General features: G+C 68.2%; 20 protein-coding genes and 1 pseudogene. 8 read left to right on the plus strand and 13 right to left on the minus strand.

The annotated features are described in order from the left end of the window. Nucleotides 1–176: pseudogene (locus tag IB278_RS22830) on the plus strand (IS110 family transposase); the annotation flags it as partial. 43 nt (nt 177–219) lie between these two features. On the opposite strand, the gene IB278_RS22835 reads toward IB278_RS22830, so the two are convergent. Both IB278_RS22835 and IB278_RS22840 read right to left on the minus strand, forming a co-directional pair. Then, nucleotides 220–1,155: a flavin reductase gene (locus tag IB278_RS22835; RefSeq protein WP_192325522.1), complete on the minus strand. Its 936-nt coding sequence runs from the start codon at nt 1,153–1,155 to the stop codon at nt 220–222. Between the two features lie 21 nt (nt 1,156–1,176). After that, nucleotides 1,177–2,268 (minus strand): LLM class flavin-dependent oxidoreductase, encoded by a 1,092-nt coding sequence (locus IB278_RS22840; protein WP_192325524.1) that lies wholly within the window; start codon nt 2,266–2,268, stop codon nt 1,177–1,179. A gap of 102 nt (nt 2,269–2,370) precedes the next feature. On the opposite strand from IB278_RS22840, the gene IB278_RS22845 reads away from it, so the two are divergent. Further along, nucleotides 2,371–3,279: a LysR family transcriptional regulator gene (locus IB278_RS22845; RefSeq protein WP_192325526.1), complete on the plus strand. Its 909-nt coding sequence runs from the start codon at nt 2,371–2,373 to the stop codon at nt 3,277–3,279. A gap of 56 nt (nt 3,280–3,335) precedes the next feature. Here IB278_RS22845 and IB278_RS22850 read toward each other — a convergent pair whose 3' ends face one another. The 3 genes from IB278_RS22850 to IB278_RS22860 all read right to left on the minus strand — a co-directional run bounded on the left by IB278_RS22850 (nt 3,336) and on the right by IB278_RS22860 (nt 9,314). Further along, nucleotides 3,336–6,560, minus strand: coding sequence for a PAS domain S-box protein (locus IB278_RS22850; protein WP_192325528.1), 3,225 nt, complete (start codon nt 6,558–6,560; stop codon nt 3,336–3,338). A gap of 132 nt (nt 6,561–6,692) precedes the next feature. Beyond that, nucleotides 6,693–8,264, minus strand: a complete 1,572-nt coding sequence (locus tag IB278_RS22855) for a methyl-accepting chemotaxis protein (protein ID WP_192325530.1) — start codon at nt 8,262–8,264, stop codon at nt 6,693–6,695. Nucleotides 8,265–8,429: 165 nt separating this feature from the next. Then, the gene (locus IB278_RS22860) at nt 8,430–9,314 is read right to left on the minus strand and encodes an SMP-30/gluconolactonase/LRE family protein (RefSeq protein WP_192325532.1); all 885 of its coding nucleotides are present in this window, start codon (nt 9,312–9,314) and stop codon (nt 8,430–8,432) included. A 138-nt stretch (nt 9,315–9,452) separates the two neighbouring features. On the opposite strand from IB278_RS22860, the gene IB278_RS22865 reads away from it, so the two are divergent. Both IB278_RS22865 and IB278_RS22870 read left to right on the plus strand, forming a co-directional pair. Next, nucleotides 9,453–10,412 carry a Bug family tripartite tricarboxylate transporter substrate binding protein gene (locus IB278_RS22865; protein WP_192325534.1) on the plus strand — a complete coding sequence of 320 codons (960 nt, stop codon included), beginning with the start codon at nt 9,453–9,455 and terminating at the stop codon, nt 10,410–10,412. Nucleotides 10,413–10,577: 165 nt separating this feature from the next. Continuing rightward, nucleotides 10,578–10,745, plus strand: a complete 168-nt coding sequence (locus tag IB278_RS22870; protein ID WP_186454192.1) for an HHHH-motif protein — start codon at nt 10,578–10,580, stop codon at nt 10,743–10,745. Between the two features lie 32 nt (nt 10,746–10,777). On the opposite strand, the gene IB278_RS22875 is transcribed toward IB278_RS22870, so the two are convergent. The 6 genes from IB278_RS22875 to IB278_RS22900 form a co-directional block, all read right to left on the minus strand. Further along, on the minus strand, nt 10,778–11,989 hold the full coding sequence (locus tag IB278_RS22875) for a CaiB/BaiF CoA transferase family protein (RefSeq protein WP_192325536.1): 1,212 nt from the start codon (nt 11,987–11,989) through the stop codon (nt 10,778–10,780). Between the two features lie 100 nt (nt 11,990–12,089). Continuing rightward, on the minus strand, nt 12,090–13,385 hold the full coding sequence (locus IB278_RS22880) for an aspartate carbamoyltransferase (protein ID WP_192325538.1): 1,296 nt from the start codon (nt 13,383–13,385) through the stop codon (nt 12,090–12,092). 85 nt (nt 13,386–13,470) lie between these two features. Beyond that, nucleotides 13,471–15,084 carry a GMC family oxidoreductase gene (locus tag IB278_RS22885; protein ID WP_192325540.1) on the minus strand — a complete coding sequence of 538 codons (1,614 nt, stop codon included), beginning with the start codon at nt 15,082–15,084 and terminating at the stop codon, nt 13,471–13,473. Continuing rightward, entirely contained in the window at nt 15,081–16,085 is a 1,005-nt protein-coding gene (locus IB278_RS22890; protein WP_192325542.1) for an ABC transporter substrate-binding protein, read from the minus strand. Before IB278_RS22890 ends, IB278_RS22885 begins: the two co-directional genes overlap by 4 nt. 41 nt (nt 16,086–16,126) lie before the next feature. After that, nucleotides 16,127–16,942 carry an ABC transporter ATP-binding protein gene (locus tag IB278_RS22895; protein WP_192325544.1) on the minus strand — a complete coding sequence of 272 codons (816 nt, stop codon included), beginning with the start codon at nt 16,940–16,942 and terminating at the stop codon, nt 16,127–16,129. A gap of 16 nt (nt 16,943–16,958) precedes the next feature. Next, a complete protein-coding gene (locus IB278_RS22900; RefSeq protein ID WP_062364815.1) occupies nt 16,959–17,729 on the minus strand; it encodes an ABC transporter permease in 771 nt (256 codons plus the stop codon). A 93-nt stretch (nt 17,730–17,822) separates the two neighbouring features. Here IB278_RS22900 and IB278_RS22905 point away from each other — a divergent pair, with 93 nt between their 5' ends. Together IB278_RS22905 and IB278_RS22910 are read left to right on the plus strand one after the other, a co-directional pair. Continuing rightward, the gene (locus IB278_RS22905; RefSeq protein WP_192325546.1) at nt 17,823–18,548 is read left to right on the plus strand and encodes a GntR family transcriptional regulator; all 726 of its coding nucleotides are present in this window, start codon (nt 17,823–17,825) and stop codon (nt 18,546–18,548) included. Continuing rightward, nucleotides 18,545–19,690: a mandelate racemase/muconate lactonizing enzyme family protein gene (locus IB278_RS22910; RefSeq protein WP_192325548.1), complete on the plus strand. Its 1,146-nt coding sequence runs from the start codon at nt 18,545–18,547 to the stop codon at nt 19,688–19,690. Before IB278_RS22905 ends, IB278_RS22910 begins: the two co-directional genes overlap by 4 nt. Before the next feature lies 1 nt (nt 19,691). On the opposite strand, the gene IB278_RS22915 is transcribed toward IB278_RS22910, so the two are convergent. Further along, nucleotides 19,692–20,027 (minus strand): hypothetical protein, encoded by a 336-nt coding sequence (locus IB278_RS22915; RefSeq protein ID WP_192325550.1) that lies wholly within the window; start codon nt 20,025–20,027, stop codon nt 19,692–19,694. A gap of 194 nt (nt 20,028–20,221) precedes the next feature. On the opposite strand from IB278_RS22915, the gene IB278_RS22920 reads away from it, so the two are divergent. Both IB278_RS22920 and IB278_RS22925 read left to right on the plus strand, forming a co-directional pair. Further along, the gene (locus IB278_RS22920; RefSeq protein ID WP_145744365.1) at nt 20,222–20,485 is read left to right on the plus strand and encodes a type II toxin-antitoxin system Phd/YefM family antitoxin; all 264 of its coding nucleotides are present in this window, start codon (nt 20,222–20,224) and stop codon (nt 20,483–20,485) included. Nucleotides 20,486–20,489: 4 nt separating this feature from the next. Beyond that, on the plus strand, nt 20,490–20,816 hold the full coding sequence (locus IB278_RS22925) for a CcdB family protein (protein WP_145744364.1): 327 nt from the start codon (nt 20,490–20,492) through the stop codon (nt 20,814–20,816). 56 nt (nt 20,817–20,872) lie between these two features. On the opposite strand, the gene IB278_RS22930 is transcribed toward IB278_RS22925, so the two are convergent. After that, complete coding sequence (locus IB278_RS22930) at nt 20,873–23,017, minus strand: glycoside hydrolase family 3 N-terminal domain-containing protein (RefSeq protein WP_192325552.1); 2,145 nt, start codon at nt 23,015–23,017, stop codon at nt 20,873–20,875. Between the last annotated feature and the right edge of the window lie 52 nt (nt 23,018–23,069).

Below are 23,069 nucleotides of genomic sequence, written 5' to 3' on the forward strand. Positions count from 1 at the left end.
CTTTGGTAGGCACGCGATTCAATCCCGTGCTCAAGGCCTTCTATGCGGCCCTGCTGGCCGCAGGCAAGCCAAAGAAGGTCGCCTTGGTGGCATGCATGCACAAGCTGCTCATCATCCTCAACGCCATCGCCAGAACCAGGCAACCTTGGCGCGACGACTTTGCGGTGGCAGCTTGAGTTGGTCATACAAGATGGTTGCTGTTGGAAGTTGGAAAAGGGCTCAGCCCTTGCGCAGCTGCGTGATCAGTTCGTCCAGCGCGGCGGCGGCGCCCTCCGGGTTGCGCCGGCGCAGCGCGTGCGCCACCTTGCGGCGCAGCGGAAAGAGGTCGGGGCGCGGACGCACCGAGAGCACATGCGTCATGCGTTCGCGCAGCACGCTGGTCATGGTCTGCGCCATCAGCGTCAGCGCCTCGTTGTGGCCGGCGGCCGCGATCGACGAGAAGAAGGCGCTCGCGGAGGCAATGCGTTCCTTGAGCGGTGCGTCGTCGGGATGCGCCTCGATGGCGTCGGCGGCCTCGCGCACCGCGTCCAGCTCGGCCTCGGTGGCGCGCTCGCTCGCCAGGCGCAGCAAGGTGCCGTAGAGCGTGCGGTAGGCCTCGTCGATGTCGGCGTCCCCGAGCCGGCCCTCCACGACCAGCTTGCGCAGCGACTCGGCCAGCATCATGTAGGCGCCCTTGTAGAACACCAGCGCCTGGTCGGGCACGCCGGCGCTCAGGTGCCGGACCTCGCCGATGAAGATGGTGTGGTCGCCGGCCTCGTGGGCGGCATGCGCGCGACATTCGAAGCTGGCCAGGCAGTCGTCGATCAGCGGCATGCCGAGCCGGCCGGCGCGCCAGGCCACGCCGTCGAACTTGTCCTCGATCCGGCTCGAGGCGAAGCGGCCCGACAGCGCGTCCTGCTGCTGCGAGAGGATGTTGATCACGAAGCCCTCCGCAGCCTGGAAGGTCGGCAGCAGGCGGCTGGCATTGCGCAGGCTGAACAGCACGAGCGGCGGGTCGAGCGACACCGAGCTGAACGAATTGCAGGTCAGGCCCGCCGGCTGGCCGTCCGGCGTGCAGGTGGTGATGACGGCCACGCCGGTCGGAAAGCATCCGAGCAGCTGGCGCAGTTGCGCGGGCTCGATGGCGGGGCGGATCCCTTCGGCGGCTTCGGACATGGCGTCTCCTCGCGCTCGGCCTCAGGCCGCGGCGAGTTCGGGCCGCGCCGCGGGCCGGTGCGGCGGATCGTTGGCGATCTCCTGCTGCACCGCCGGAATGATGACCTTGCCCCAGGTCTCGAGCTGGCGCAGCATCGTCTTGTGGTCGAAGTCGCCCATCTGCGTCTGGAAGCAGTAGTGCACCGGCTTGAGCGTGCGGATCTCGTTGACCACGCGCTCGATCACGGTGTCGACGCTGCCCACGGGCAGCAGCGCGCGCATCTCGTCCAGGCTCGGCTCGCCCTCGACGATGCCCTCCTCCACCTGGTAATCGTCGGCGATCTGCGCGGTGCGGCGCTTCAGGCTGACGGCAATGCGGCGCTGGTAGCGGGCGCACTCGAGGTAGCGCTCCACCTCGTCCTTGTCGTTGCTGGCATAGGCCGCGCGCAGCAGGCCGACCTGCACGCCGGCCGGGTCCTTGCCCTCGGCTGCGGCCACCTGGTCGATCAGCGCGCGGGTGCCGGCCAGCTTCTCCAGCCCGCCGTCGCCGCCCGAGACGAACACGTGGTGGCCGGACTTCACGGCGCGCGACAGGAAGGCGGGGTCGACGCTGGTGATCCACATCGGCGGCATGGGGCGCTGCACCGCGCGCTGGCTGATGGCGCTCATCGGCTGGCGGTAGTACTCGCCCTCGTAGCTGAACTTGGGCTGCGTCAGGCCGGCCTCGAGCATGTCGAGCATCTCGAAGGTGCGACCCTTGGCTGATTCGAGCGAGACGCCGAAGCGCTCGAACTCGAAGTGCTGGTAGCCCGAGCCGATGCCCAGGTTCAGGCGGCCGTCGGACAGCTGGTCGACCATCGCCACGTCCGCGATCAGGCGCGCCGGCGTGTACAGCGGCGCGACCACGATGCCGGTGCCCAGCCGGATCTTGCGGGTGACCGCGGCGCAGTGCGCGATCATGGTCAGCGGCGAGGAGCACATGCCGTAGTTGCTGAAGTGGTGCTCGGCGTACCATGCGGCACCAAAACCCAGTTCGTCCGCCAGGCGAGTCTGCTCGACGGCATCGCGCAGGATCTGGTGGGAGGTTTTGTGCTTGTTCCGCTGCTGCATCAGAATGAAGATTCCGAAATCCATCGCTGTGACTCCTGGTTGGCTGGTTTTGATCGAGGTCCATCGTAGGAACTCGAACCGCCTGCGGATCACCAGCGAACGCACACCTTCTTTGCGTCTTTCGAAATGAAGGCCCTCGATTCGCTGCGCATCTTCGTGGCCACCCAGAAGAAGGGCAGCCTCTCGGCCGCGGCCCGCAGCCTCAGCCTGTCGCCGGCCACCATCTCGCGGCGCATCAGCGCGCTGGAGGAGGAACTGGGCGTGCAGCTGGTGGACCGCACCAGCCGCAACCTCAAGGTGACCGAGGCGGGCCAGGCCTTCCTGGAGCGGGCCGAGGCGGTGCTGGAACTCATGAGCGAAGCCGAGCAGGTCGTGCACAACGCGCGCCAGCGGCCCGAGGGCCGGCTGCGCGTGCATTCGCGCACCCACATCGGCCTGCGCGTGCTGGCGCCGCTGCTGCCGCGCTTCGCGGAGCTCTACCCGGACATCCGCGTGGAGCTCGAGCTTTCCGAGCATCCGGTCAACCTGGTCGAGCACGACTTCGACGTCGACATCCGCACCGGCGAATCCACCGATTCGGGTTTCGTCATCAAGCGGCTGCTGTCGAGCGACGAGGTGCTGGTGGCCAGCCCGGCCTTCCTGAAGACCTACTCGCGCATCCGCCATCCGAGCGACCTGCCGCAGGTGCGCTGCCTCACCTACCGGCGTGAGCGCGAGGTCATCACCTGGAAGTACATCGACGAAGCGGGCGAGCAGCAGGAGCTGATGATCCAGGGCGTGCTGAGCGCCAACAACGGGGAGCTGCTGCGCCTGGCCGCGATCGGCGGCATGGGCGTGGCGCTGCTGTCCGAGGCCACCGTGCGCGGCGACCTGCAGAACGGCACGCTGGTGCGGCTCTTGCCCGACTACCGCTTTGCGGTGCGGGCCTTTTCCAACGGCGTCTTCGCCGTGTTCCGGCAAAGCCGCGTGCTGCCGCTGAAGGTGCGCGCCTTCGTGGACTACGTGGCTGACGCACTCCGAAGCGAGACGTCCTAGTTCACGACACTGGAAATCCGGTGATGGGCAGGTGTCGCCACTGTGCGGTGCCTCGTTCAGTTCCTGGGCGACGCGAGGAGGCCTCGCACCTCCGAGGCCGGGAGCGGCCGCGCGAACAGATATCCCTGCACCTCGTCAAATCCTTCCTGTCGGATGATCTGCAACTGCGCTTCGGTCTCCACGCCCTCCACCGTCGTGGCGATGCCCAGGCTTCTGCCGATGCCGGCCACGGCCCGGATGATCGCGAGCGACCTGCTGTCGGGCAGGTCGGCGATGAAGCTGCGATCCACCTTGATCTTGTCGAACGGGAAGCTGCGCAGATAGCCCAGCGACGAGTACCCGGTCCCGAAATCGTCCATCGCGATCTTCACGCCCAGCTGCCGGATCTGCTGCAGGGTGCGCAGGTTCCTGTCGTCATTGCCGAGCAGCACCGACTCGGTGATCTCGAGTTGCAGGCGCGACGGGGAGAGCCCCGAGGCATCCAGCGCGTTCCTGATCAGGTCGACCAGGTTGTCGTCGCGGAACTGGACGGGCGAGAGGTTCACCGCCACGCCGATCCCGTCGGGCCAGGCGGTGGCCTCGCGACAGGCTTCGCGAAGCACCCACTCGCCGATGTCCACGATCAGCCCGGTCTCCTCCGCGATCGGAATGAAGTCGGCCGGCGAGATCATGCCGCGGCCGGCGTGCCGCCAGCGCAGCAGCGCCTCGAAGGTGGTGTAGCGGTTGGACGCGAGACTCACGAGTGCCTGGTAGCGGACCTCGAAATCTCCGCGGGCGAGCGCCTCGCCCATCGAGAGCTTCAGGGTTTGGCGGATCTGCAGGTCGGCGTCCATGCTCTTGTCGTACCTGTAGAAGCTTCTTCCGCCCGCGGCCTTGGCGCGGTGGAGCGCCACGGTGGAGGCACGCTTGATCTCGTCGACCGTGCCGCCGTCGGCCGGCGCCACGGCGATGCCGACGCTGGCGCCGATGCTGACCTTGCCCCCGTCCAGGTCGAAGGGGCCGAGCAGGGTGGCCATGAGGCGTCGCGCAATCTCGACCGTCGCGTCGGGACGCAGAAGCCCGAAACAGCCGATCACGAACTCGTCCGCGCCGAGTCGCGCGAGCATGTGCTCGTCACCGGAGACGACAAGCCTCAGGCGCTGCGCAACCTCCTGCAGCAGGATGTCGCCCACGGGATGACCGTAAGCGTCGTTGACGGCCTTGAAGCCGTCCAGGTCCAGCGTCAGCACGGCCACCGAGGTCCCGCGTTTGCCGGCATCGGTCAAGTGCTGCTGCAGCGCCTCGCGGAATGCCTGGCGATTGGGCAGCCCGGTGAGAGCGTCGTGGCGGGCCATGTGGGAGACCTGGCTTTGGGCCTGGAACCGCTCCTGCTCGGCCTTGCGGCGGGCGGTGGTGTCGCGAAAGAAAATAGACAGGCCCTCCTCGGTGGGCGAGGCATGGATCTCGAGCCACACCTGGGTGATGGGTACGAATTCCTCGAACGACACAGCCTTGCCCGCCATCGCCTGCCGGAAGTAGTCGCCGAACAGGCTTTCGACTTCGGCGGGGTAGAGGTCCCACAGCCTTGCGTTCACGGCCTCCACGCCGAGCTTCAGGAACCGCCGGGCGTTCTCGTTCATGTACGTGATCCGCCATGCATGATCGACGACCAGCACGCAATCCATCGTGTTCTCGAGCACCGCAGAGAGCCGCGTCGCCGCACGTTCGGCCTGCTGCTGCGCCGCCACCGCATCGTTGCGCGCCGCCTTGGCCTCCGTGATGTCGCGCCAGATGCTCACCATCCGGCTCGGCACGCCCGATGCGTCCAGGACCGGCGCCGCGATGACGTCGAGCCATCGGTGCACGCCCTGCGCGTCGACGGCATCTACCTCGAGTCTCGACGTGCCGCCGGCGCGCACCACGTCGAACATGGCGCTGAGTTTCCGAAGCCGGCCTTCAGGAAAGATTCGCTCGAGCGCCTCGCGGTCTGCGAGTTGCGAGACATCCAGACCGATCATCCGCCGCGCCGACCTGTTCATCAGCAGCGTCTTGCCCGACAGGTCGAGCATGCTGATGCAATCGGGGCTGCTGTCGAAGATGCTCCGGATCGAGGCTTCGCTCTCGCGCAGCGCGGATTCGGCCGCGCGGCGCTCGGTGACGTCGAGAATGGAGCCGGCATAGCCGAGGAACCCGCCATCAGGCGACAGCCGCGGCGTGCCGGTGTCGATGACCCAGGCCCAGCTGCCATCTGCCCGACGCAGCCTGTACTCGAGCTGGACCGGCCTGCGCTCTGCGCTCGCCGTCCTGAACAGTTCGAGCACCGACGCGCGGTCCTCGGGATGGACGGCACGGCTCCACCCCTCGCCCAGCGACTCGGTCTCGGTCTGGCCCGTCGCCTCGAGCCAGCGCCGGCTGTGGTAGGTGGCCTCGCCATGCTGGTCGGTGAGCCACATCATCACGGGCACGCTGTCCGCGATCAGGCGGAACAGCGACTCGCTCTCGCGCAGCGCTTCGATGGCGATGCGACGCTGATGAACGTCCTCGAGCAGTCCGTACCAGCGCACGATGTCGTGGTTGCCGTCGCGCCGGGGGGCCGCACGGGCCCTGAACCATCGATACCTTCCGTCAGCGGCGCTGCGCACCCTGTATTCGGTGTCGATGGGAACGCCGCGGGCCACCGAGTCCGCCCACAGCGTTCGGACGCGTTCGAGATCGTCGGCGTGCAGCGCGCATTCCCAGCCCGATCCCAGCGTCTTCTCGACCGAATTGCCGGTCAGCGCCGACCACCCCGGTCCGACCTCGGTAATCGCGCCGGCAGGATCTGCAGTCCAGGTGATCTGCGGGTGGAGTTCGACGAACGAGCGGTAGTGCGCTTCGCTGGCCCGGAGCCCCCGCTCCGTCGTGCGCAGCTCGGTCACGTCAGAGATCACAACCACGAGCAGCTTGCCGCCGGAATCCGTGAGATCGACCGCTTGCTTGAGCGTGAGCAGGGCCCTGGTCGATCCGTCTGCCAGGGTGATCTCCTCCTCGAAATGGCGAGGCTTTCCGCTCGCGAGTATTTCGAGATCGATGGCCCTGATCCGGTCGGCCTCGGCCCGGGGCAGGATATCGCGGTCTGTCTTTCCGCGCACGCGGTCGAGCGACACGTTGAGGACCTCGCAGGCCCGCCGGTTGAGATGCACGAAACGCAAGGCCTCGTCCTTGACGATGACAACCTGGCCGATTGCATCGAGGAGCGCGACCGCCTGGAACGAAAGATGCAACAGATCGTCGGGCTGCTGTGCGGCGCGGGACTCATCCATGTCGATGTCTCCTGTCTGGAATGTGCACCAAGCTTGCCATCGTAGCCCGCAGCGAACGTCGGCCGGCAGGTCGGATCAGGGCAACCGGCCAGGCGAATCTGGCGTGGGACGCGGCCCCGGCCCAAGGTTGAATCAGGCGGGAGCCAATTCGCGGCGCGCCGTGTCGAGCCGGAAGACACCCACCAATTGGGACAGGCTACCCGCCTGGTCCTGCAGCGCGGCGGCCGCGGCGGCCGCTTCCTCCACCAGCGCGGCATTCTGCTGGGTGACCTGGTCCATCTGCGTGATGGCCTGATTGATCTGCTCGATGCCGGTCGTCTGCTCCTGGCTGGCGGCGGTGATCTCGCCCATGATGTCGGTCACGCGGCGCACGCTCGCGACGATTTCATCCATCGTCTGGCCCGCCTCGGCCACTTTCTGGCTGCCGGCCTCGACCTTGCCGACGGAGTCGTCGATCAGGCCCTTGACTTCCTTGGCCGCTGCGGCCGAGCGCTGCGCGAGGTTGCGCACCTCTGCCGCAACCACCGCGAAGCCCCGCCCCTGCTCGCCGGCACGGGCGGCTTCCACTGCGGCGTTCAGCGCCAGGATGTTGGTCTGGAATGCGATGCCGTCGATGACCGCGATGATGTCCACGATCTTGCGCGAGGACGAGTTGATCGATCCCATGGTTTCGACCACCTGGCTCACCACGCCGCCGCCGCGCACCGCCACCTCCGAAGCCGAGGCCGCCAGCTGGTTGGCCTGGCGCGCGTTGTCCGCGTTCTGCTTGACGGTGGAGGTCAGCTCCTCCATGGAGGCCGCGGTTTCCTGGAGCGAGCTCGCTTGCTGCTCGGTGCGCGACGACAGGTCCTGGTTCCCGGAGGCGATCTGGCCCGAGGCGGTGGCGATCGTCTCCGTGCCCTGACGCACCTCCCCGACCACTTTGGAGAGGTTGTCGTTCATCGACTTGAGCGCCGCCAGCAACTGGCCGACCTCGTCGCGCGAGCTGGGGACGATCCGGGTGGTCAGGTCTCCGGACGCCACCCGCTCAGCCAGGTGGAGGGCGTCGCGCATCGGATGCACGATTCCGACGGTCAACTGCCAGGCGCACAAGGCCCCCGCCAGCAGCGCAACGGCGGACAGGGCGATCACGACCCAGCGGCCGCTGCGGTGGATCTGCTGGATCTCGCGGGCCTTCGCGTCGATCTGCACCCGCTGGTTTTCCGCGATTTGCTGCACCGCCTTGCCGTAGATCTGAAGGGCGGCCTGATAGTCGGTGTCGGCCAGCTTGCCGGCGGCTTCGCTGTCGCCGGCCGCCTTCAGCTTGTTGATCGTCGCGAGATGGGCCAACACCGCCTTGCGCGCCGCCACCACTTCGGCGAACAGCTTCTTTTCCTCCGGCGCCGTGAGCAGCCTGCCCATCTCCTCCTGGACGGGGTTGATCGATGCCACCCCCTCGGTCAGGTTCTTCTTGAAGTAGGCTTCATTCGCACTGTCGGTGGCCTTGGCCATGCCGAAGGAATGAACGATGCTCGGGCCGAGAAGATTGGCCCACCGGTTCGCGACGCGCTCCTTGACAAGGGCCTCATCGACCATCACACGGGCCGAATGGGCCACGGCGTTCAACCGAATCAGGGCGACCCCGGAAACCAGCATCAAGAGCAACAAGATGGCGGCAAAGCCTCCGCCGAGGCGGAAGCCGATTTTCATATCTCGCAGGCGCATGGAACTCTTCTTTCGCAGTGTGGGGGACGTGTCCAGTTGGAGAACCGGAACTTCGCGGGCGGCGGGGCCCCGGGGTCCTGCCACATCCGGTTATCGGCAACTTCGCCCAAAGTTGAAGGCCAGGTCGTGCACTGCGATCACAAACCGAGGCCCAGTCCGGGCGCGCTAGCAGCCGCCGAACAGGTGGGGCCGGCGCCCCGGCGCGGGCAGCCCCTCGATCCGGAACAGCCCGCCATCCTCCGCCTTGTTCCCCGCCAGGCGCGCGCTGCGCGAAATCGTGGTCAGGTACATGTGCGCGAGGTCCGGCCCGCCGAAGCAGATGCTCGTGGGATAGCTCGCTGGCAGATCGACCAGGCGTTCCAGCCGGCCGTCGGGCGCGTAACGCGCGAGCTTGGCGGCGCGGGTCAGCACGGTCCAGAAGAAGCCCTGCGCGTCGACCGTGGCACCGTCGGGACCGGAATCGAATGCGTGCGTCTTCGCGAACACGCGCTTGTGGCGCAGCGGGCCGTCGGGGTCGTAGTCGTAGGCCCAGACGGTGCGCTCCAGGCTGTCGGCCAGGTACAGCACGCGGCCGTCGGGGCTGAAGCAGGGTCCGTTGGCAAAGCCGATGTCGTCGGCCAGCTGCTCCACGCGGCGATCGGTGCGCAGCCGGTAGAGGCCGCCCAGGACCGGCTCGCCGGGCTGGCGGTCGACGTGCATGGTGCCGGCCAGGAAGTGGCCCGCCGGATCACACTTGCCGTCGTTGAAGCGCAGCTTCGGATGGTCCACGGGGATGCGGGCCAGGTGCTCCAGCCTGCGCGTGGGGAAGTCGTAGCGCGCGAAGCCGTTGCGCAGCGCCACCACCACGGCCGCGCCACCGCGGCAGGGCGCGATCGAGCCCACGGGTGCCGGCAGCTCGTGCCGCTCGGGCGCATCGGTTCCGGCATGGAGCCGCCACAGCGTGCCGCCGAGCGCATCGATCCAGTTCAGCGCCTGCGCATCGGCATCCCAGCAAGGGCTTTCGCCCAACAGGTCTTTCGTGGTTCCGATTCTGATGATCTGCACGGCCATCGGCGAAGTGTGCAGGGCCGGGCTGTCCCCTGGCGGCGCATCCCGCAAAGCTGCTTTTCATTTCGTGCAGCGCTGCGCCAAGGGCGGCCACCTAGACTGGCTCCAGAGCCCGATTCCGGGCCGGAACAGGAGACAAGAATGAGCTACCGCAAACTCGTGATCGGGCTGGCGCTGGGCGCCTGCGCGCTCGTCGCCCCCGCATTCGCCCAGCAGGTGACCCGCATCGTCGTGCCCTTTGCCGCCGGCGGCGGCACCGACCAGTACTGCCGCATCCTGGCCCAGGAGCTCAACAAGCAGGGCCTGAACGTCATCATCGAGAACAAGCCCGGCGCGAGCGGCATCCTCGCGGCCGACTATGTTGCCCGCGCCAAGCCCGACGGACAGACGGTGCTCGTGTCCTCGCTGGGCACGCTGGCCAACAACAGCGTGCTCTACGAGAAACTGCCCTACGACCCGGCGAAGGACTTCGCCGCCGTCACGCAGATCGCCTACCAGCCGGCCATCGTCGTCGGGCGCACCGACCTGCCCTACAAGAACATCAAGGAAATGGTGGCCTATGCCAAACAGAACCCCGGCAAGATCAACCGCGGCTCGCCGGGCGCGGCCATCCTGACCAACCTCGCACCCATCGCCTTCGAGAAGGAGCAGGGCTTCAGCACGCTGCACATCCCCTTCAACGGCGATGCACCCGCGCTGCAGGCCCTGCTGGGCAACCAGATCGACATCCACGGCACCTCCATCACGGGATCACTGCCTTATGTGAAGGCCGGCAAGCTGCGCGTGCTGGGCGTGATGGATTCGAAGCGCCTGCCGCAGGTGCCCGAGGCGCCCACCTTCAAGGAGCAGGGCTTCGACATGGAAGCCACGCTCTGGTATTCGCTCTCGGTGCCCGCAGGCACGCCGCGGCCCGCGATCGAGCGCCTGAACAAGGCCGTCAACCAGGTGATCGCCGACCCCGACTTCGTCGCGCGCGCCCGCGCCATCGGCATGGAGCCGCGCGGCGGCACGCCCGAGGAGCTGGACAAGTTCATCAAGGCCGAGGCGGACCGCTGGCTCCCCGTGCTGCGCGGCTTGAACCTGCCGAAGCAGTCGCACTGAAGGATGCCGGCCACGGGACGCCGTGAAATCCCTCATCCGTGCAGCCAGCTCTTTCCGGATCGGGATTTCCAGGGGCTCCCGTCGTCCGGAAAACGGGGGCAAGCGTTATTCAAGCTGCGCCGTTCACGCGACGCGTCCTTCCGCCATTTGCTTCGAAGGAACATCATGAAGATCAAGCAGCTTGTCCTCTCCAGCGTCGTTGCCTTCGCCACCCTGGCCGCCTTCGCACCGACGATCGCCTCCGCCGCGCCCCACCACCGGGCGCACAAGGCGCACAAGGTGTGCAAGTGGAATGCGCACCATCACCACCGCGTCTGCCACTGGGTGCGCTGAACAGCACGCCTGCGCGCCTGTAGAAGCGCGCGTTATTTGATGACGCTCCTGCGCGCCAGCGATTCGAACCGGCCCTCGCCCATGTCCAGCAGTTCGCGCAGCACCTCGGCTGTGTGCTCCCCGAGGTGCGGCGGAGGGTGGCGCACGTCCGAACGCGCGCCGTCGATGACGTAGGGCGGCGCATGGACGGCCTGCGCGCCGGCTTCCGCGTCTTCGAACCGGTGCCAGACGCCGGTCTGCGCCGTCCGGTCGGACTGCAGCGCCTCGTACAGGCCCAGCACCTCGCCGCACGGAATGCCGGCCTCGTTCATGCGCGCGAGCAGATCGGCGCGCGGGAACTGCGCGATGCGGCCGAGCAGGATCGGCAGCAGCTCGTGCCGGTGCTTCGCGCGCTCGGTGTTGGTGGCGAACTTCGGATCGGTCGCCAGTTCCGGACAGAGGATCACCTCGTCGCAGAACTTCCTGAACTGGCCGTTGTTGCCGACCGCGATCACCAGCGGACCGTCCGCAGCCTCGAACACGCCATAGGGCACGATCGACGGATGCGAGTTGCCGAACTTCGCGGGATCGCCCTTGCCCAGCCAGGCGGTCAGCCCGTAGTAGGACGTGATCATCATGCCGCTGTCGTAGAGCGACATCTGGATGTGGCGGCCCTCGCCGGTGCGCGTGCGCTCGTACAGCACGGCCAGGATGGCCTGGGCCGAATACATGCCGGTGAACATGTCGACCGCGGCGATGCCGAACTTGAGCGGCCCCTGGCCCTCCTCGCCGTTCATGGCCATGAGGCCGGTCTCGCCCTGGATCACCAGGTCGTAGCCCGGGCGCGCCTTCTCGGGGCTCAGCACCGAGTAGCCCGAGATCGAGCAGTAGATGATCCTGGGGTTGAGCTTGTGCAGGTCCTCGTAGCCCAGGCCCATCTTCTGAGCGCCGCCGTACTTGAAGTTCTGGATCACCACGTCGCACTGCGCCGCGAGTTCGCGCACGAGCGCCTGGCCATCCTTGTCCTGCAGGTCGACGCAAATGGAGCGCTTGTTGCGGTTGCAGCTGTTGAAGTAGGAGGTGTTGTGGCGGCCGATGCGCAGGCCCCAGTCGCGCGTGTCGTCGCCGCGCTCGGGATGCTCGACCTTGATCACGTCGGCGCCCAGGTCGGCCAGCGCCATGCCGCACAGCGGGCCGGCCATCACGCGCGACAGGTCGAGCACGCGCACGCCGGCCAGGGGTTGCATGGAAAGGTGGTTCTTCATTCAGGGGTCCTCGGGGCGCCCGCCCCGGACGCCAGAACACCCAGTCTAGGAGCGCACCCCTCCCGCCATGCACCGGCGCATGAAAAGGTGCTTTGTAGTTTCAGTCGAGCCCGTCGAAGTCCGCGTCGTCGGGCCCGATGTGCGCGGGCGAGCGCCAGCTGGCATCGCGCATCGAGCGCGCGACCTGCTGCTCCACGCCCATCAGCACCGCGAAGATCGCCATGCGCACCGGGATGCCGTTGTCGGTCTGCCTGAAGATCGCCAGCCGCGGGTCGTGGTTGAGGTCCACGCTGAGGTCGTTCGCGCCCGGGCGCCCGTCGCGCGGCAAGGGATGCATCAGGATGGTGTCGGGCTTGCAGGCCGCATCCACCAGGGCCTTGCACACCTGGAACTCGGGCGTGTAGCCCTCCAGCGTTTCTCCGTTCGCGAACCGCTCCTTCTGAACGCGGGTCGCATAGACCACGTCGGCGCCGCGCAGCCCCTGCGCCAGCGAGGAGGTCTGCTCGATGACGTGGCCGTTGCGCGCGACCAGCTCGACCAGGTAGGCCGGCATCTCCAGCGAGGGCGGCGCGATCAGCGTGAACTTCAGCCCGCGGTACAGCGACAGCAGGCGGATCAGCGAATGCACCGTGCGGCCGTACTTGAGGTCGCCGACCATCGCCACATGCGTGCCGTCGACCAGCTTGCCCATGCGCAAGAACTCGCGCTGGATGGTGTACAGGTCGAGGATGGCCTGGCTCGGGTGTTCGCCGGGGCCGTCGCCGGCGTTGATGACCGGAATGTTGGTGGCGCGCGCGAATTCGGCCACCGAGCCCTGCTCGGGATGGCGCACCACCAGCGCGTCGACATAGCCGCTCATCACGCGGCTGGTGTCGTAGATCGACTCGCCCTTGGCCATCGACGAGAAGGTGAAGCCCGTGGTGTCGCACACCGTGCCGCCGAGCCGGCAGAAGGCGGCGCCGAAGCTCACGCGCGTGCGCGTGCTGGCCTCGAAGAACAGGCTGCCGAGCACGGCGCCCTCGAGGATGCGCGTAACCTTCTGCCGGCGCGCGATCGGCTGCATCACGTCGGCCACGTGGAACAGGTCCTCGAGGCTGCCACGGTCGAACTGTGCGACCGACAGCAGCTGCGGCTTGCCTTCAGCCGCGATGCGCTGCGCGAGCGGACGCTGCCCTGCGCCCGCCGGACCGGCACCGGTGTCCAGCGCCTCGCGCTGAAGAATCTCGGCAACGAACTTGCCGACCATCTCCGGCATCGCGCGCGACTCGCTCGAGTCGGACGGCAGCAGCCAGGTGTCGAGCGCACGGCGGCGCACGCCCAGCCGTTCGGAGAATGCGTCGCGCGTGAGATTGAGGCGGCGCATCGCGTCGCGCAGGAGGTCTTGCTGTTGGCTCATGCGTCGAATGTACGCCATGCGCAAAAAACCTCCAAGAAAAAATACGCATTGCGTATATTTTGGATGCCAAACAGGCCCACACCGGTCAACCCGTCCCGCGCACCAGCGCCGCCCCCTTCTCCGCGATCATGATCGATGCGGCATTGGTATTGGTCGACACCATCGCCGGCATCACGGCCGCGTCGATCACGCGCAGCCGCTCGATGCCGCGCACGCGCAGCTGCGGGTCCACCACCGAGAGCGCGTCGCCGCCCATGCGGCAGGTGCCGGCGGGATGGAACACGGTGCCGCCCTTGTGGCGCGCGAAGGCCTCGAGCGCGGCGTCGTCGGCCGCCTCGCGCCCGGGCAGGTATTCCTCGTCCGTGACCAGGTCGCGGAAGGCCGGCTGGCGGTAGATCTCGCGCAGCATCTTGAGGCCCGCCACCAGCACCTTGGCGTCGTGCGGATCGCTCAGGTAGTTGGAAACGATGCGCGGCGGCGCCAGCGGATCGGCCGAGCGGATCTGCACCGTGCCGCGCGACAGCGGCCGGCACTGGGTGGCCGAGGCCGAAAAGCCCGAGAAGCGGTGCAGCGGATCGCCGGGCTTGTCCACCGACAGCGGCATCACGTTGAACAGCACGTCGGGGCGGCCGCCCTGGGCATGCGGGCTGCAGACCATGCCGCCGACCTGGCCCGCGCCCACCGTGAGCGGGCCGCGCTGACGGAACAGCCACTGCGCGCCCATCGCGGCCAGCGCGAGCGGGTTGCGCACCTGGTCGTTCAGCGACATGCGCTTCCTGAGCTTGACGATCACCCGCGCCTGGTAGTGGTCCTGCAGGTTCTCGCCGACCTGCGGCGCATCGGCGTGCACCGCGATGCCATGGCCACGCAGCAGGCCGGCCGGGCCCACGCCCGACAGCTGCAGCAGCTGCGGCGACTGCAGCGCCCCAGCGGCCAGCAGCACCTCGGCGTCCGCACGCGCGCTGCGCCGCTCGCCGTCCTGCAGCCACTCCACGCCGACCGCACGGCCCTGCTCGATCAGCACCCGCGTCACGTGCACGCCCGTCAGCACCGTGAGATTGGGCCGTGCGCGCACCGGCGCCAGGAAGGCCGTGGCCGCATCGCAGCGCCAGTGGCCGCGCAGCGTCAGCTGGTAGGCGCCCAGGCCCTCGGTGCGCGCGCCGTTGAAGTCCGGGTTGCGGCCGTGGCCGGCCTGCACGCCCGCCTCGATCCAGGCGGCGCAGTAGGGGTGTTCGTTGCGCAGGTCCGAGACGCACAGCTCGCCCGAGGCGCCGTGGTATTCGCTCTCGCCGCCCTGGTAGCGCTCGGATTTCTTGAAGTACGGCAGCACCTCGCGAAAGCTCCAGCCCGTGGCGCCCGCCACGGCGGCCCAGTCGTCGAAGTCGGCATGCTGGCCGCGGATGTACAGCAGGCCGTTGATCGCGCTGGAGCCGCCCAGCACCTTGCCGCGCGGCCAGACGATGGCGCGGTGGCCCGTGGCCTCCTGCGGCTCCACGGCAAACTGCCACGAATAGCGCGGGTCGTAGATGGTGCGGAAGTAGCCGATCGGCATGCGCAGCCAGAAGGCGCCGCCCTCGCCGCCCGCCTCGAGCACCAGCACGCGGCAGCGCGCATCGGCGCTCAGTCGGTTGGCCAGCACGCAGCCGGCCGAACCGGCGCCGACGATGATGTAGTCGTAGCCGCCGGCGCCCGCCGTCATGCCTTGACGGTCTCCAGGAAGGGCTTGGCGTCGAAGTACTGCTCGGCCTTCAGCGCGCCCTGGATGTTCGCATTGGCCACGAAGAAGTCCGTCACCTGCTGCAGCCACTTGGTGACCGTGCCGTCCTGGTAGCGCGTGCGCCACTCGGCGTTGGTGTAGTACTTGGAGGCCTTGAACTGCTCCTTGAAGTCGGCCAGCGGCACTTCCTTGTACTGGGTCTTCTGCAGCATCTCGGCCGCGGCGTCGGGCTTGCCCGTGACCACGTCGTTGACCTCGGCCCATGCGGCGATCAGCCTGGCGATGACGGCGCGGTTCTTGTCGTAGTAGTCGTTGCGCGCGGCCCAGCCGCCCATGATGGCGGCCTCGGGGAAGAAGGCCGAGGCGTCGATCAGCTTGCGCGCGCCCGGCAGCTTCTGCCGGATCACCGAATCGAAGGGCACCCACAGCGCCACCGCCGGCACCGCGCCGGAGATGAAGGAGGTGACGGCCTCGGTCATGCGCTGGTTGACCAGCTTCACGTCCTTGGCCGGGTCCAGCTTGGCCGAGCGCAGCGCGCGGTCGAGGAACACGTGCGCCGTGGTGCCGGTGGTGGTGGAGATCTGCTTGCCCTTGAGATCGGCCACCGTCTGGATGCCGGCGTCCTCGCGCACCCACAGCTGGGCCGTCGCGTACTCGATGTTGTTCATCAGGAACACCTTGCCCTGGCCGCGCGCCGGAAAGTTGGACACCACGGCGCCGGTGGACAGCATGTCCAGGCTGCCGCCGATCATGGCCTGGAACAGCTCCAGGCCGGTGGTGAACTGGATCATCTCGAGCTCGAGCCCCTGCTTCGCAAAGGCGCCGCTCTCCTGCCCGATCCAGATGTGGCCGTCCACGGCCGGGGTGTGCAGGTAGCCCACCTTGACCTTGGTCCGCGCCTGGGCGAAGGCCGGCATGCCGCCGGCCAGTGCGGCCGCGCCGGCGGCGGCGGCCTGGATCAGTTGTCTGCGTCGAAGGGCCATGGTGTGTCTCCTGTGGCGGGGTGGTGAAAGCGGCGAAGCGGCTAGTCCGACATGCGCACGGCCTGCCTGGCCTGCGCGGCGTATTCCTGCATGACGAGCTCGCGGATGTGGGCCCGCAGTTCGGCGAAGCGCGGATCCTCGTGCAGGTTCTCCGCGCGCGGGTAGCCGAAGGGAATGTCGATCACGGTGCGGATGCGCGCCGGCCGCGCGGTGACCACGACGATGCGCGACGACAGGTAGATCGCCTCTTCCACCGAGTGCGTGATCAGCATCACGGTCTTGCCGTCGCTCTGCAGCACCTGCAGCAGCAGGTCCTGCATGGCCGAGCGGGTCTGCGCATCGAGCGCGCCGAAGGGCTCGTCCATCAGCAGGAACTCCGGCCGCACCGCGTAGGCCCGCGCGATCGCCAGCCGCTGGCGCATGCCGCCCGACAGGTGCTTGGGAAAATGCCCCGCGAAGTCCGAGAGACCCATCAGCTGCATGTAGCGCTGCACGATCTCCTCGCGCTCGGCGGCGGGCACCCGGCTCGCGGAAAGCTTCAGGCCGAATTCGATGTTCTGCCGCACCGTGAGCCACGGGAACACGCCGTACTCTTGGAAGATCACGCCGCGGTCGGGCCCGGGCGCGGCCACCGGCTTGCCATCGAGCAGCACCTGTCCGCTGGTGGGTTGGACGAAGCCGCCGACGATGTTCATCATCGTCGTCTTGCCGCAGCCCGAGGGGCCGATGATGGAAACGAACTCGCCGTGGCGGATGTCGAACGACACGTCGTCGAGCACGCGCATGGCGCCATGGTCGGTGGGAAAGTCGACCGACACGTGCTCGAAGCTGATGCGGATGGGTGGCTGTGGCGTCATGGCGGGCGGCCCTCCTTCAGGCGATGCGGTCCTGCCAGGCCACCAGCCGGCGCGTGGCCAGCCGCAGCAGCAGGTCCATGACGAGTGCGATCACGCCGATGCAGATGATGCCCACGTAGATGATGTCGAGCTGGAAGAACGAGGAGGCGTTCTGGATCAGCGCCCCCAGGCCCTGCTGCGCCGCGATGAGCTCGGACGCGACCAGCGTGGCCCACGCCACGCCGAGCGCCACGCGCACCGCCGTGAGGATGTGCGGGATGGTGAGCGGCACGATCACCTTGCCGAAGATCTCGACGTCGCTCGCGCCCAGCGTGCGCGCCACCTTGATGTAGATCGGGCTGATCTGCGCGATGCCCTCGTACATGACGATCACGCCCGCGAAGAACGAGGCATAGAAAAGAATCGCCGTCTTGGCCGCCTCGCCGATGCCGAAGTACACGATCACCAGCGGGATCAGCGCAATCGGCGGCAGCGCGCGAAAGAAGTTGATGACCGGGTCCATGAAGCTGCGCAGGCCCCGGTACCAGCCGAGGCAGAAGCCCACCGGCACCGCCAGCGACACGCCCAGCGCCACACCGACGAAGACGCGCTGCGTCGACATGTAGATGTCTTCCCACAGCCTGCCGCGCGACAGCTCGACGAACTTGGCCAGCACCATGTGCGGCGCCGGCACCAGCGCGGGATTGACCAGGCCGCTCGCGCGGATGGCGTACCAGAGCGCGAGGATCAGCAGCCACGGCGCCACGATCAGCAGCGCGCGCGTCAGCGGGGAAGAGGAGCTTCTCATCGGCGGTTTGTCTCTCGTTGGCGGACTTGGGCCCGTGGGCTTTCGTCTCTGTCAATCTGTCATACTATAGACCATACGTTTTATCGATAAAACATGTCCGCCAGGTTTCTCGACAGTCCGATGCCGCGCTACCACCAGCTGGCGGACCTGCTGCGCCAGCGCATCGCGCGCGGCATCTGGCCGCGCGAGCACCGGCTGCCCTCGCTCGAGGAACTGACGGCCGAGTTCGGCGTGGCGCGCGTCACGGTGCGCCAGGCCATCGACCTGCTCGCGCGCGAGGGCCTGGTGTCGCCGCAGCAGGGCCGCGGCACCTTCGTCACCGGAACACCCAACCGCGACCGCTTCATCAGCGTGGTCACCAGCCTGGACGAACTGGCGCGCGTCTACGAGGACACGCAGCCGAAGATCATGAACATCGACGAGGCGGCCACCTCGCCGCCGCTCGCACCGGGCGAAGGCCAGCCGGCCGCGCGCTATGCCTTCATGCGCCGCGTGCACTTCCGCGACGGCCGCGCCTACTGCGTCATCAACATCTACCTGGACGAGCGCATCTTCCGCAAGGCGCCCGAGAAGTTCCGCACCCAAACCGTGATCCCGCTGCTGATCGCGATGAAGCGCGTGAAGATCGCCCAGGCGCACCAGGTGCTGACCATCGGCACGGCCGACATGGAGGTGGCCGGCCTGCTCGAGCTGCCGATGAATGCGCCCGTGGCCGAGGTGCGCCGCATCTTCAAGGACGCCGAGGACACCGTGATCTACCTGGCCGACGTCACCTACCGCGGCGATGCCATCCGCGTCGAAATGAACCTGAAACCATGAAGCCGCTGCCCTCTTCGCCTGTCCATGCCGCGCGCATCGAGGCCTTCGTGTTCCGCTGCCCGATCGCCACGCCCGTGCGCACCTCGTTCGGCACCATGCACGACCGGCCGGCCGTCTTCGTGCGCGTGGAAGACCGTGACGGCGCCACCGGCTGGGGCGAGGTCTGGTGCAACTTTCCTTCCTGCGGCGCGGAGCACCGCGCGAGGCTCGTCGACACCGTGATGGCGCCGCTGCTGGCGAGCCGCGCCTTCGACGGCCCCGCCGAAGCCTTCGACTGGCTGACCGAGCGCACCGCCGTGCTCGCGATCCAGTCGGGCGAGCCGGGCCCGATGGCGCAGGTGATCGCGGGCATCGACCTGGCGCTGTGGGACCTGTGCGCGCGGCGCGCCGGCCAGCCGCTGTGGCGCTACCTGGGCGGCGCGCACGATGGCGTGGGTGTCTATGCCAGCGGCCTCAATCCCGACCGTCCGCAGGAGCTCGCGGCGCAGCGGCTCGCCGAAGGCTACCGCGCGTTCAAGCTCAAGATCGGCTTCGGCCGCGAGCGCGACCTTGCAAACCTGGCGGCGATGCGCGAGGTGCTGGGCCCCGGCCTGCCGCTCATGACCGATGCCAACCAGGCCTGGAGCCTGGACGAGGCCCGCGGCATGGCGCCGCAGCTGGAAGCCTTCAACCTCGGGTGGCTCGAGGAGCCGCTGCGCGCCGACCGGCCCTGGCACGAGTGGCAGCAGCTGTCGCAGGCCACAGGCATTCCGCTCGCGGCCGGCGAGAACATCGCGGGCCCGGCGGCCTTCGATGCCGCCATTGCGCAGGGCGTGCTCTCCGTGCTGCAGCCCGACAGCGCCAAGTGGGGCGGCATCTCGGGCTGCTGGCCCGTGATCGCGCGCGCCCAGGCGGCAGGCCTGCGCTACTGTCCGCACTACCTGGGCGGCGGCATCGGCCTGCTGCATTCGGCCCACTTGCTGGCCGCGGTGGGCGGCGGCGGCATCCTCGAGATCGACGCCAACCCCAATCCGCTGCGCACCGCGCTCGCGCCGGCGCTGTCGCGCGTGATGGAAGGCCGCTGCAGCCTGGGCGAGCAGCCGGGCATCGGGGTGGCGCCCGACCTCGGCGCAGTGGCGCAGCTGGCTGCGGCGGGCTGCTGACTCAGTCGGTGCGGCTGGCCGGCAGCACGACGGTCATCAGCAGCCTGGCATCTTCCAGCGCATGCAGGCCGTGCGGCACGTCGCCCGCCAGGTACATGACCTGGTCGGCCTCGAGCACCCTCGCCTCGCCGCGCAGCTGCACCTCGACCTTGCCGCGCATGCACTGCAAGGTCATCGAGGTCGAGACGGCATGCGACGGAACCCGCTTGCCGGCCGGCAGCACCAGCCACATGAGTTCGATGTCGCGGGCCTTCAGGAGAGCGCAGGTTTCCGTCGCCTGCCCGTCGAGCGCGCCGAGGTTCACGACCTGACCGGAGGATGCGTGCGTGAGTGCCATGCGGGCAGTGTGGCAAGGCCTGCGGGCGCTGTCCAGAGGGCGGTCCTCCGGCGCAGCGCCTGCCGATTTCGCCGCAGAGACTGGTTGCATTGCCCACCGCGAACGTGAAGCCCACAGCGAACTCGGCGCCCGGACTGGACATCGGCATCCGGCGCGCTAAACTGTCCATGTTAGCTACTTTGCAGGATCGGGCAATGATCACCGTCACCTCCGTCGAGGCGCAAAACAAGTTTGGGCAGCTACTGGACACAGCGCAACGCGAGCCCGTCATCATCACGCGTCACGGGCGGCCCGCTGCCTACATGATCTCGCCTCAAGACATGAAGGAGTTTCAGGAGGCGCGTGCACGCAGCGGCGAAGGCAAATCTGCGCGCGACTGGGCCACGGCAAGCGCACAGGCCTGGAATGAATTCGACACCAAGTTCGGCTCGTTCGCGGACGAGCACTCGACTCTCTGAACCAGTGGCGCAATTCGACGTTCATCGCAACAAAGGGAGTCAGAAAGAAAGCATTCCCTTTGTGGTGGTCATCCAGTCTGCGCGATTCGATGCCTACCGCCGCAGAGTGGTTGTTCCCTTGGTCTTGCGCCAGTACGCCCCTGGCTCATCGGTTTCCGGCTCCCGGATGAATCCCATCTTCCGCATGGGTGGTGTCGAAGTCGTCCTCAATCCTTTGCAGGTGGTATCCGTGGCGACCGATCAACTCGGTGCCGTGGTCGACTCTCTTGCGGAGCATGGGCAACAGATCATTGATGCGATGGACGAGTTGACGACCAGAGCCTGGGGATAGGAGAACAAAGCGCGTACGAGGAGCTTCGGTCACAAGCGACCGACATCCACGGGGTTTCAACACAACTCGATGGTCTGGCGCAGCAACCCTGATGGCTCGGCACTCGGCCCGACGAGGATCTCGACTTCGCCCGCCTCGAACAGGGGCTGCAGGTCCGGCCCGAGGTAGCGCAACTCGGCCGCCGGCAGCTCCAGAGTCACCGCGCCGGCAACGCCCGGCTCCAATCTCAGTTTCGCGCAGCCCTTGAGCTCCAGCAGCGGCCGGGTGACGCGGCCCAGCTTGTGGCGAACGAACAGGAAGACCGTCTCTTCGGCCTCGCGCGCGCCGACGTTGCGCAGGCTGACGCTGATCGCAAGCCGCTCCTGCTCGCGCACGCGCCGCGGCTCGACCTGGAGCTCGCCGTAGTCGAACCGGCCGTAGGTCAGGCCGTGACCGAAGTCGTACAGCGGCGTATTGGCCACGTCCAGGTACTTGCTCGTGAAGTGGTCGGCGGGATTCATCGGCCGGCCGCTGGGACGCTGGCCGAAACAGATCGGCACCTGCCCGAGCGCGCGCGGCCAGCTCATCGGCGTGCGGCCGCCGGGGGATACCCGCCCCGTGACCACGTCGGCAATCGCATGGCCGGCCTCGGTGCCGAGGAACCACGCAGCCAGCAGCGCATCGGCGTGTTCGGCCAGCCAGGGCACGACCAGCGGGCGGCCGGAGAACAGGATGGCGACGACGGGGATGCCGAGCGTGCGTGCACGCGCCACCACCGCTTCGGCCAGCGCCTGCTGCCGCCCGGGCAGCGCGGGCGTGGCGCGGCTCGCCGCCTCGCCGCTCATCGTGGCGCGCTCGCCCAGGCACAGCACGACCGCGTCGGCGCCGTCGCACATCGCGATGGCCGCTTCGATGCCGCTGTCGTCGCCGCCCTCGATGGCGACGCCGGGCGCATGGCGCATGTCGGCCTGCGGCAGCGCGGCGCGCAGGCCGGCAAGCACGCTGACGGCCGGCTCGTGTTCGCCGGCACCCCACCACGGGCCTTTCATCTCGGTGCTCGCATCGGCCAGCGGGCCGATGACACACAGTGCCTTCGGCGCAACGGGCAAGGGCAGCGTGTCGCGCTCGTTCTTCAGCATCACGATGGCCTTGCGCGCGGCGTCGCGCGCCACTGCGCGCCGCTCGGCAACAACCGCCTCGGGTTCCGGTGCCGCGCCGCGGCGGTACGGGTCGTCGAACAGGCCGAGCTGCTCCTTGAGCCGCAGCACGCGGCGCACGCTCGCGTCGATCTCATCGATCGTCACCCGTCCTTGCGCGAGCGCGATCGGCAGGCCCTTGCGGTAGGCGTCGGCCATCATGTCGATGTCGACGCCGGCCTTCAGCGCCAGCACCGCGGCATCGGCGAGATCGGCCGCGACGCCGTGCTTGATCAATTCCGCGATCGCGTTGTAGTCGCTGACGATGACGCCGTCCCAGCCCATCTCGCCGCGCAGCCAGCCGCGCAGCAAGGGGATGTGCGCCGTCATCGGCACGCCGTTGAGATCGGTGAAAGCGGGCATCAGCGTCGCGACGCCGGCGCGCACCGCTGCCGCGAAGCCCGGCAGATGCACTTCGCGCAAGCTGCGCTCGGAGATGTCCACGGCGGCATACTCCCGCCCCGCGGTGACGGCGCCGTACGCGACGAAATGCTTCGCGCAGGCGGCCAGCGATTCGGCCGACGACAGATCGGCGCCCTGGAAGCCGCGCACCTTGGCCTGCGCGATGCGTGCGTTGAGCCAGGGGTCTTCGCCGGGGCCTTCCGCGGTGCGGCCCCAGCGCGGATCGCGCGACACGTCGAGCATCGGCGCGAAAGTCATCGCCAGGCCATCGGCGGCGCCTTCGCGCGCGGCCTCGCGCGCCGTGCGCTCCCAGAGCTCTTCGTCGAAGGTGCCGGCCTCCGCCAGCGGAATCGGGAAGAGCGTGCGATGGCCGTGGATGATGTCCAGGCCGATCAGCAGCGGAATGCGAAGCCGCGACTTCTCGACCGCCAGCCGCTGCATCTCGTGCGTGGGACCGGCGCCGACCATGTTCAGCAGATTGCCGACGGTGCCGTCGATGATCGACTGCGTGGAGTCCCCCGCGAGCACCGGTCCGGTGACCGTGTAGCTGGAGGCAGTCATCGTCAGCTGACCCAGCTTTTCGGCCAGCGTCATCCGGGCCATGAGGGTGTCGATGCGGCTCATCAGGGATTTCGAATAGAACCCAAGGGCCTTAATGATGGCATGCTGCGGGCAG

Origin of the sequence: Variovorax sp. VRV01 (assembly GCF_014852545.1) — a bacterium.
Classification (GTDB): domain Bacteria; phylum Pseudomonadota; class Gammaproteobacteria; order Burkholderiales; family Burkholderiaceae_C; genus Variovorax; species Variovorax beijingensis_A.

What these genes read in the sequence shown, in the direction of transcription:
- IB278_RS22835 (WP_192325522.1), bottom strand. Translation starts at nt 1,155, where the DNA reads ATGTCCGAAGCCGCCGAAGGGATCCGCCCCGCCATCGAGCCCGCGCAA.
- IB278_RS22840 (WP_192325524.1), bottom strand. Translation starts at nt 2,268, where the DNA reads ATGGATTTCGGAATCTTCATTCTGATGCAGCAGCGGAACAAGCACAAA.
- IB278_RS22845 (WP_192325526.1), top strand. Translation starts at nt 2,371, where the DNA reads ATGAAGGCCCTCGATTCGCTGCGCATCTTCGTGGCCACCCAGAAGAAG.
- IB278_RS22850 (WP_192325528.1), bottom strand. Translation starts at nt 6,560, where the DNA reads ATGGATGAGTCCCGCGCCGCACAGCAGCCCGACGATCTGTTGCATCTT.
- IB278_RS22855 (WP_192325530.1), bottom strand. Translation starts at nt 8,264, where the DNA reads ATGCGCCTGCGAGATATGAAAATCGGCTTCCGCCTCGGCGGAGGCTTT.
- IB278_RS22860 (WP_192325532.1), bottom strand. Translation starts at nt 9,314, where the DNA reads ATGGCCGTGCAGATCATCAGAATCGGAACCACGAAAGACCTGTTGGGC.
- IB278_RS22865 (WP_192325534.1), top strand. Translation starts at nt 9,453, where the DNA reads ATGAGCTACCGCAAACTCGTGATCGGGCTGGCGCTGGGCGCCTGCGCG.
- IB278_RS22870 (WP_186454192.1), top strand. Translation starts at nt 10,578, where the DNA reads ATGAAGATCAAGCAGCTTGTCCTCTCCAGCGTCGTTGCCTTCGCCACC.
- IB278_RS22875 (WP_192325536.1), bottom strand. Translation starts at nt 11,989, where the DNA reads ATGAAGAACCACCTTTCCATGCAACCCCTGGCCGGCGTGCGCGTGCTC.
- IB278_RS22880 (WP_192325538.1), bottom strand. Translation starts at nt 13,385, where the DNA reads ATGAGCCAACAGCAAGACCTCCTGCGCGACGCGATGCGCCGCCTCAAT.
- IB278_RS22885 (WP_192325540.1), bottom strand. Translation starts at nt 15,084, where the DNA reads ATGACGGCGGGCGCCGGCGGCTACGACTACATCATCGTCGGCGCCGGT.
- IB278_RS22890 (WP_192325542.1), bottom strand. Translation starts at nt 16,085, where the DNA reads ATGGCCCTTCGACGCAGACAACTGATCCAGGCCGCCGCCGCCGGCGCG.
- IB278_RS22895 (WP_192325544.1), bottom strand. Translation starts at nt 16,942, where the DNA reads ATGACGCCACAGCCACCCATCCGCATCAGCTTCGAGCACGTGTCGGTC.
- IB278_RS22900 (WP_062364815.1), bottom strand. Translation starts at nt 17,729, where the DNA reads ATGAGAAGCTCCTCTTCCCCGCTGACGCGCGCGCTGCTGATCGTGGCG.
- IB278_RS22905 (WP_192325546.1), top strand. Translation starts at nt 17,823, where the DNA reads ATGTCCGCCAGGTTTCTCGACAGTCCGATGCCGCGCTACCACCAGCTG.
- IB278_RS22910 (WP_192325548.1), top strand. Translation starts at nt 18,545, where the DNA reads ATGAAGCCGCTGCCCTCTTCGCCTGTCCATGCCGCGCGCATCGAGGCC.
- IB278_RS22915 (WP_192325550.1), bottom strand. Translation starts at nt 20,027, where the DNA reads ATGGCACTCACGCACGCATCCTCCGGTCAGGTCGTGAACCTCGGCGCG.
- IB278_RS22920 (WP_145744365.1), top strand. Translation starts at nt 20,222, where the DNA reads ATGATCACCGTCACCTCCGTCGAGGCGCAAAACAAGTTTGGGCAGCTA.
- IB278_RS22930 (WP_192325552.1), bottom strand. Translation starts at nt 23,017, where the DNA reads ATGAGCCGCATCGACACCCTCATGGCCCGGATGACGCTGGCCGAAAAG.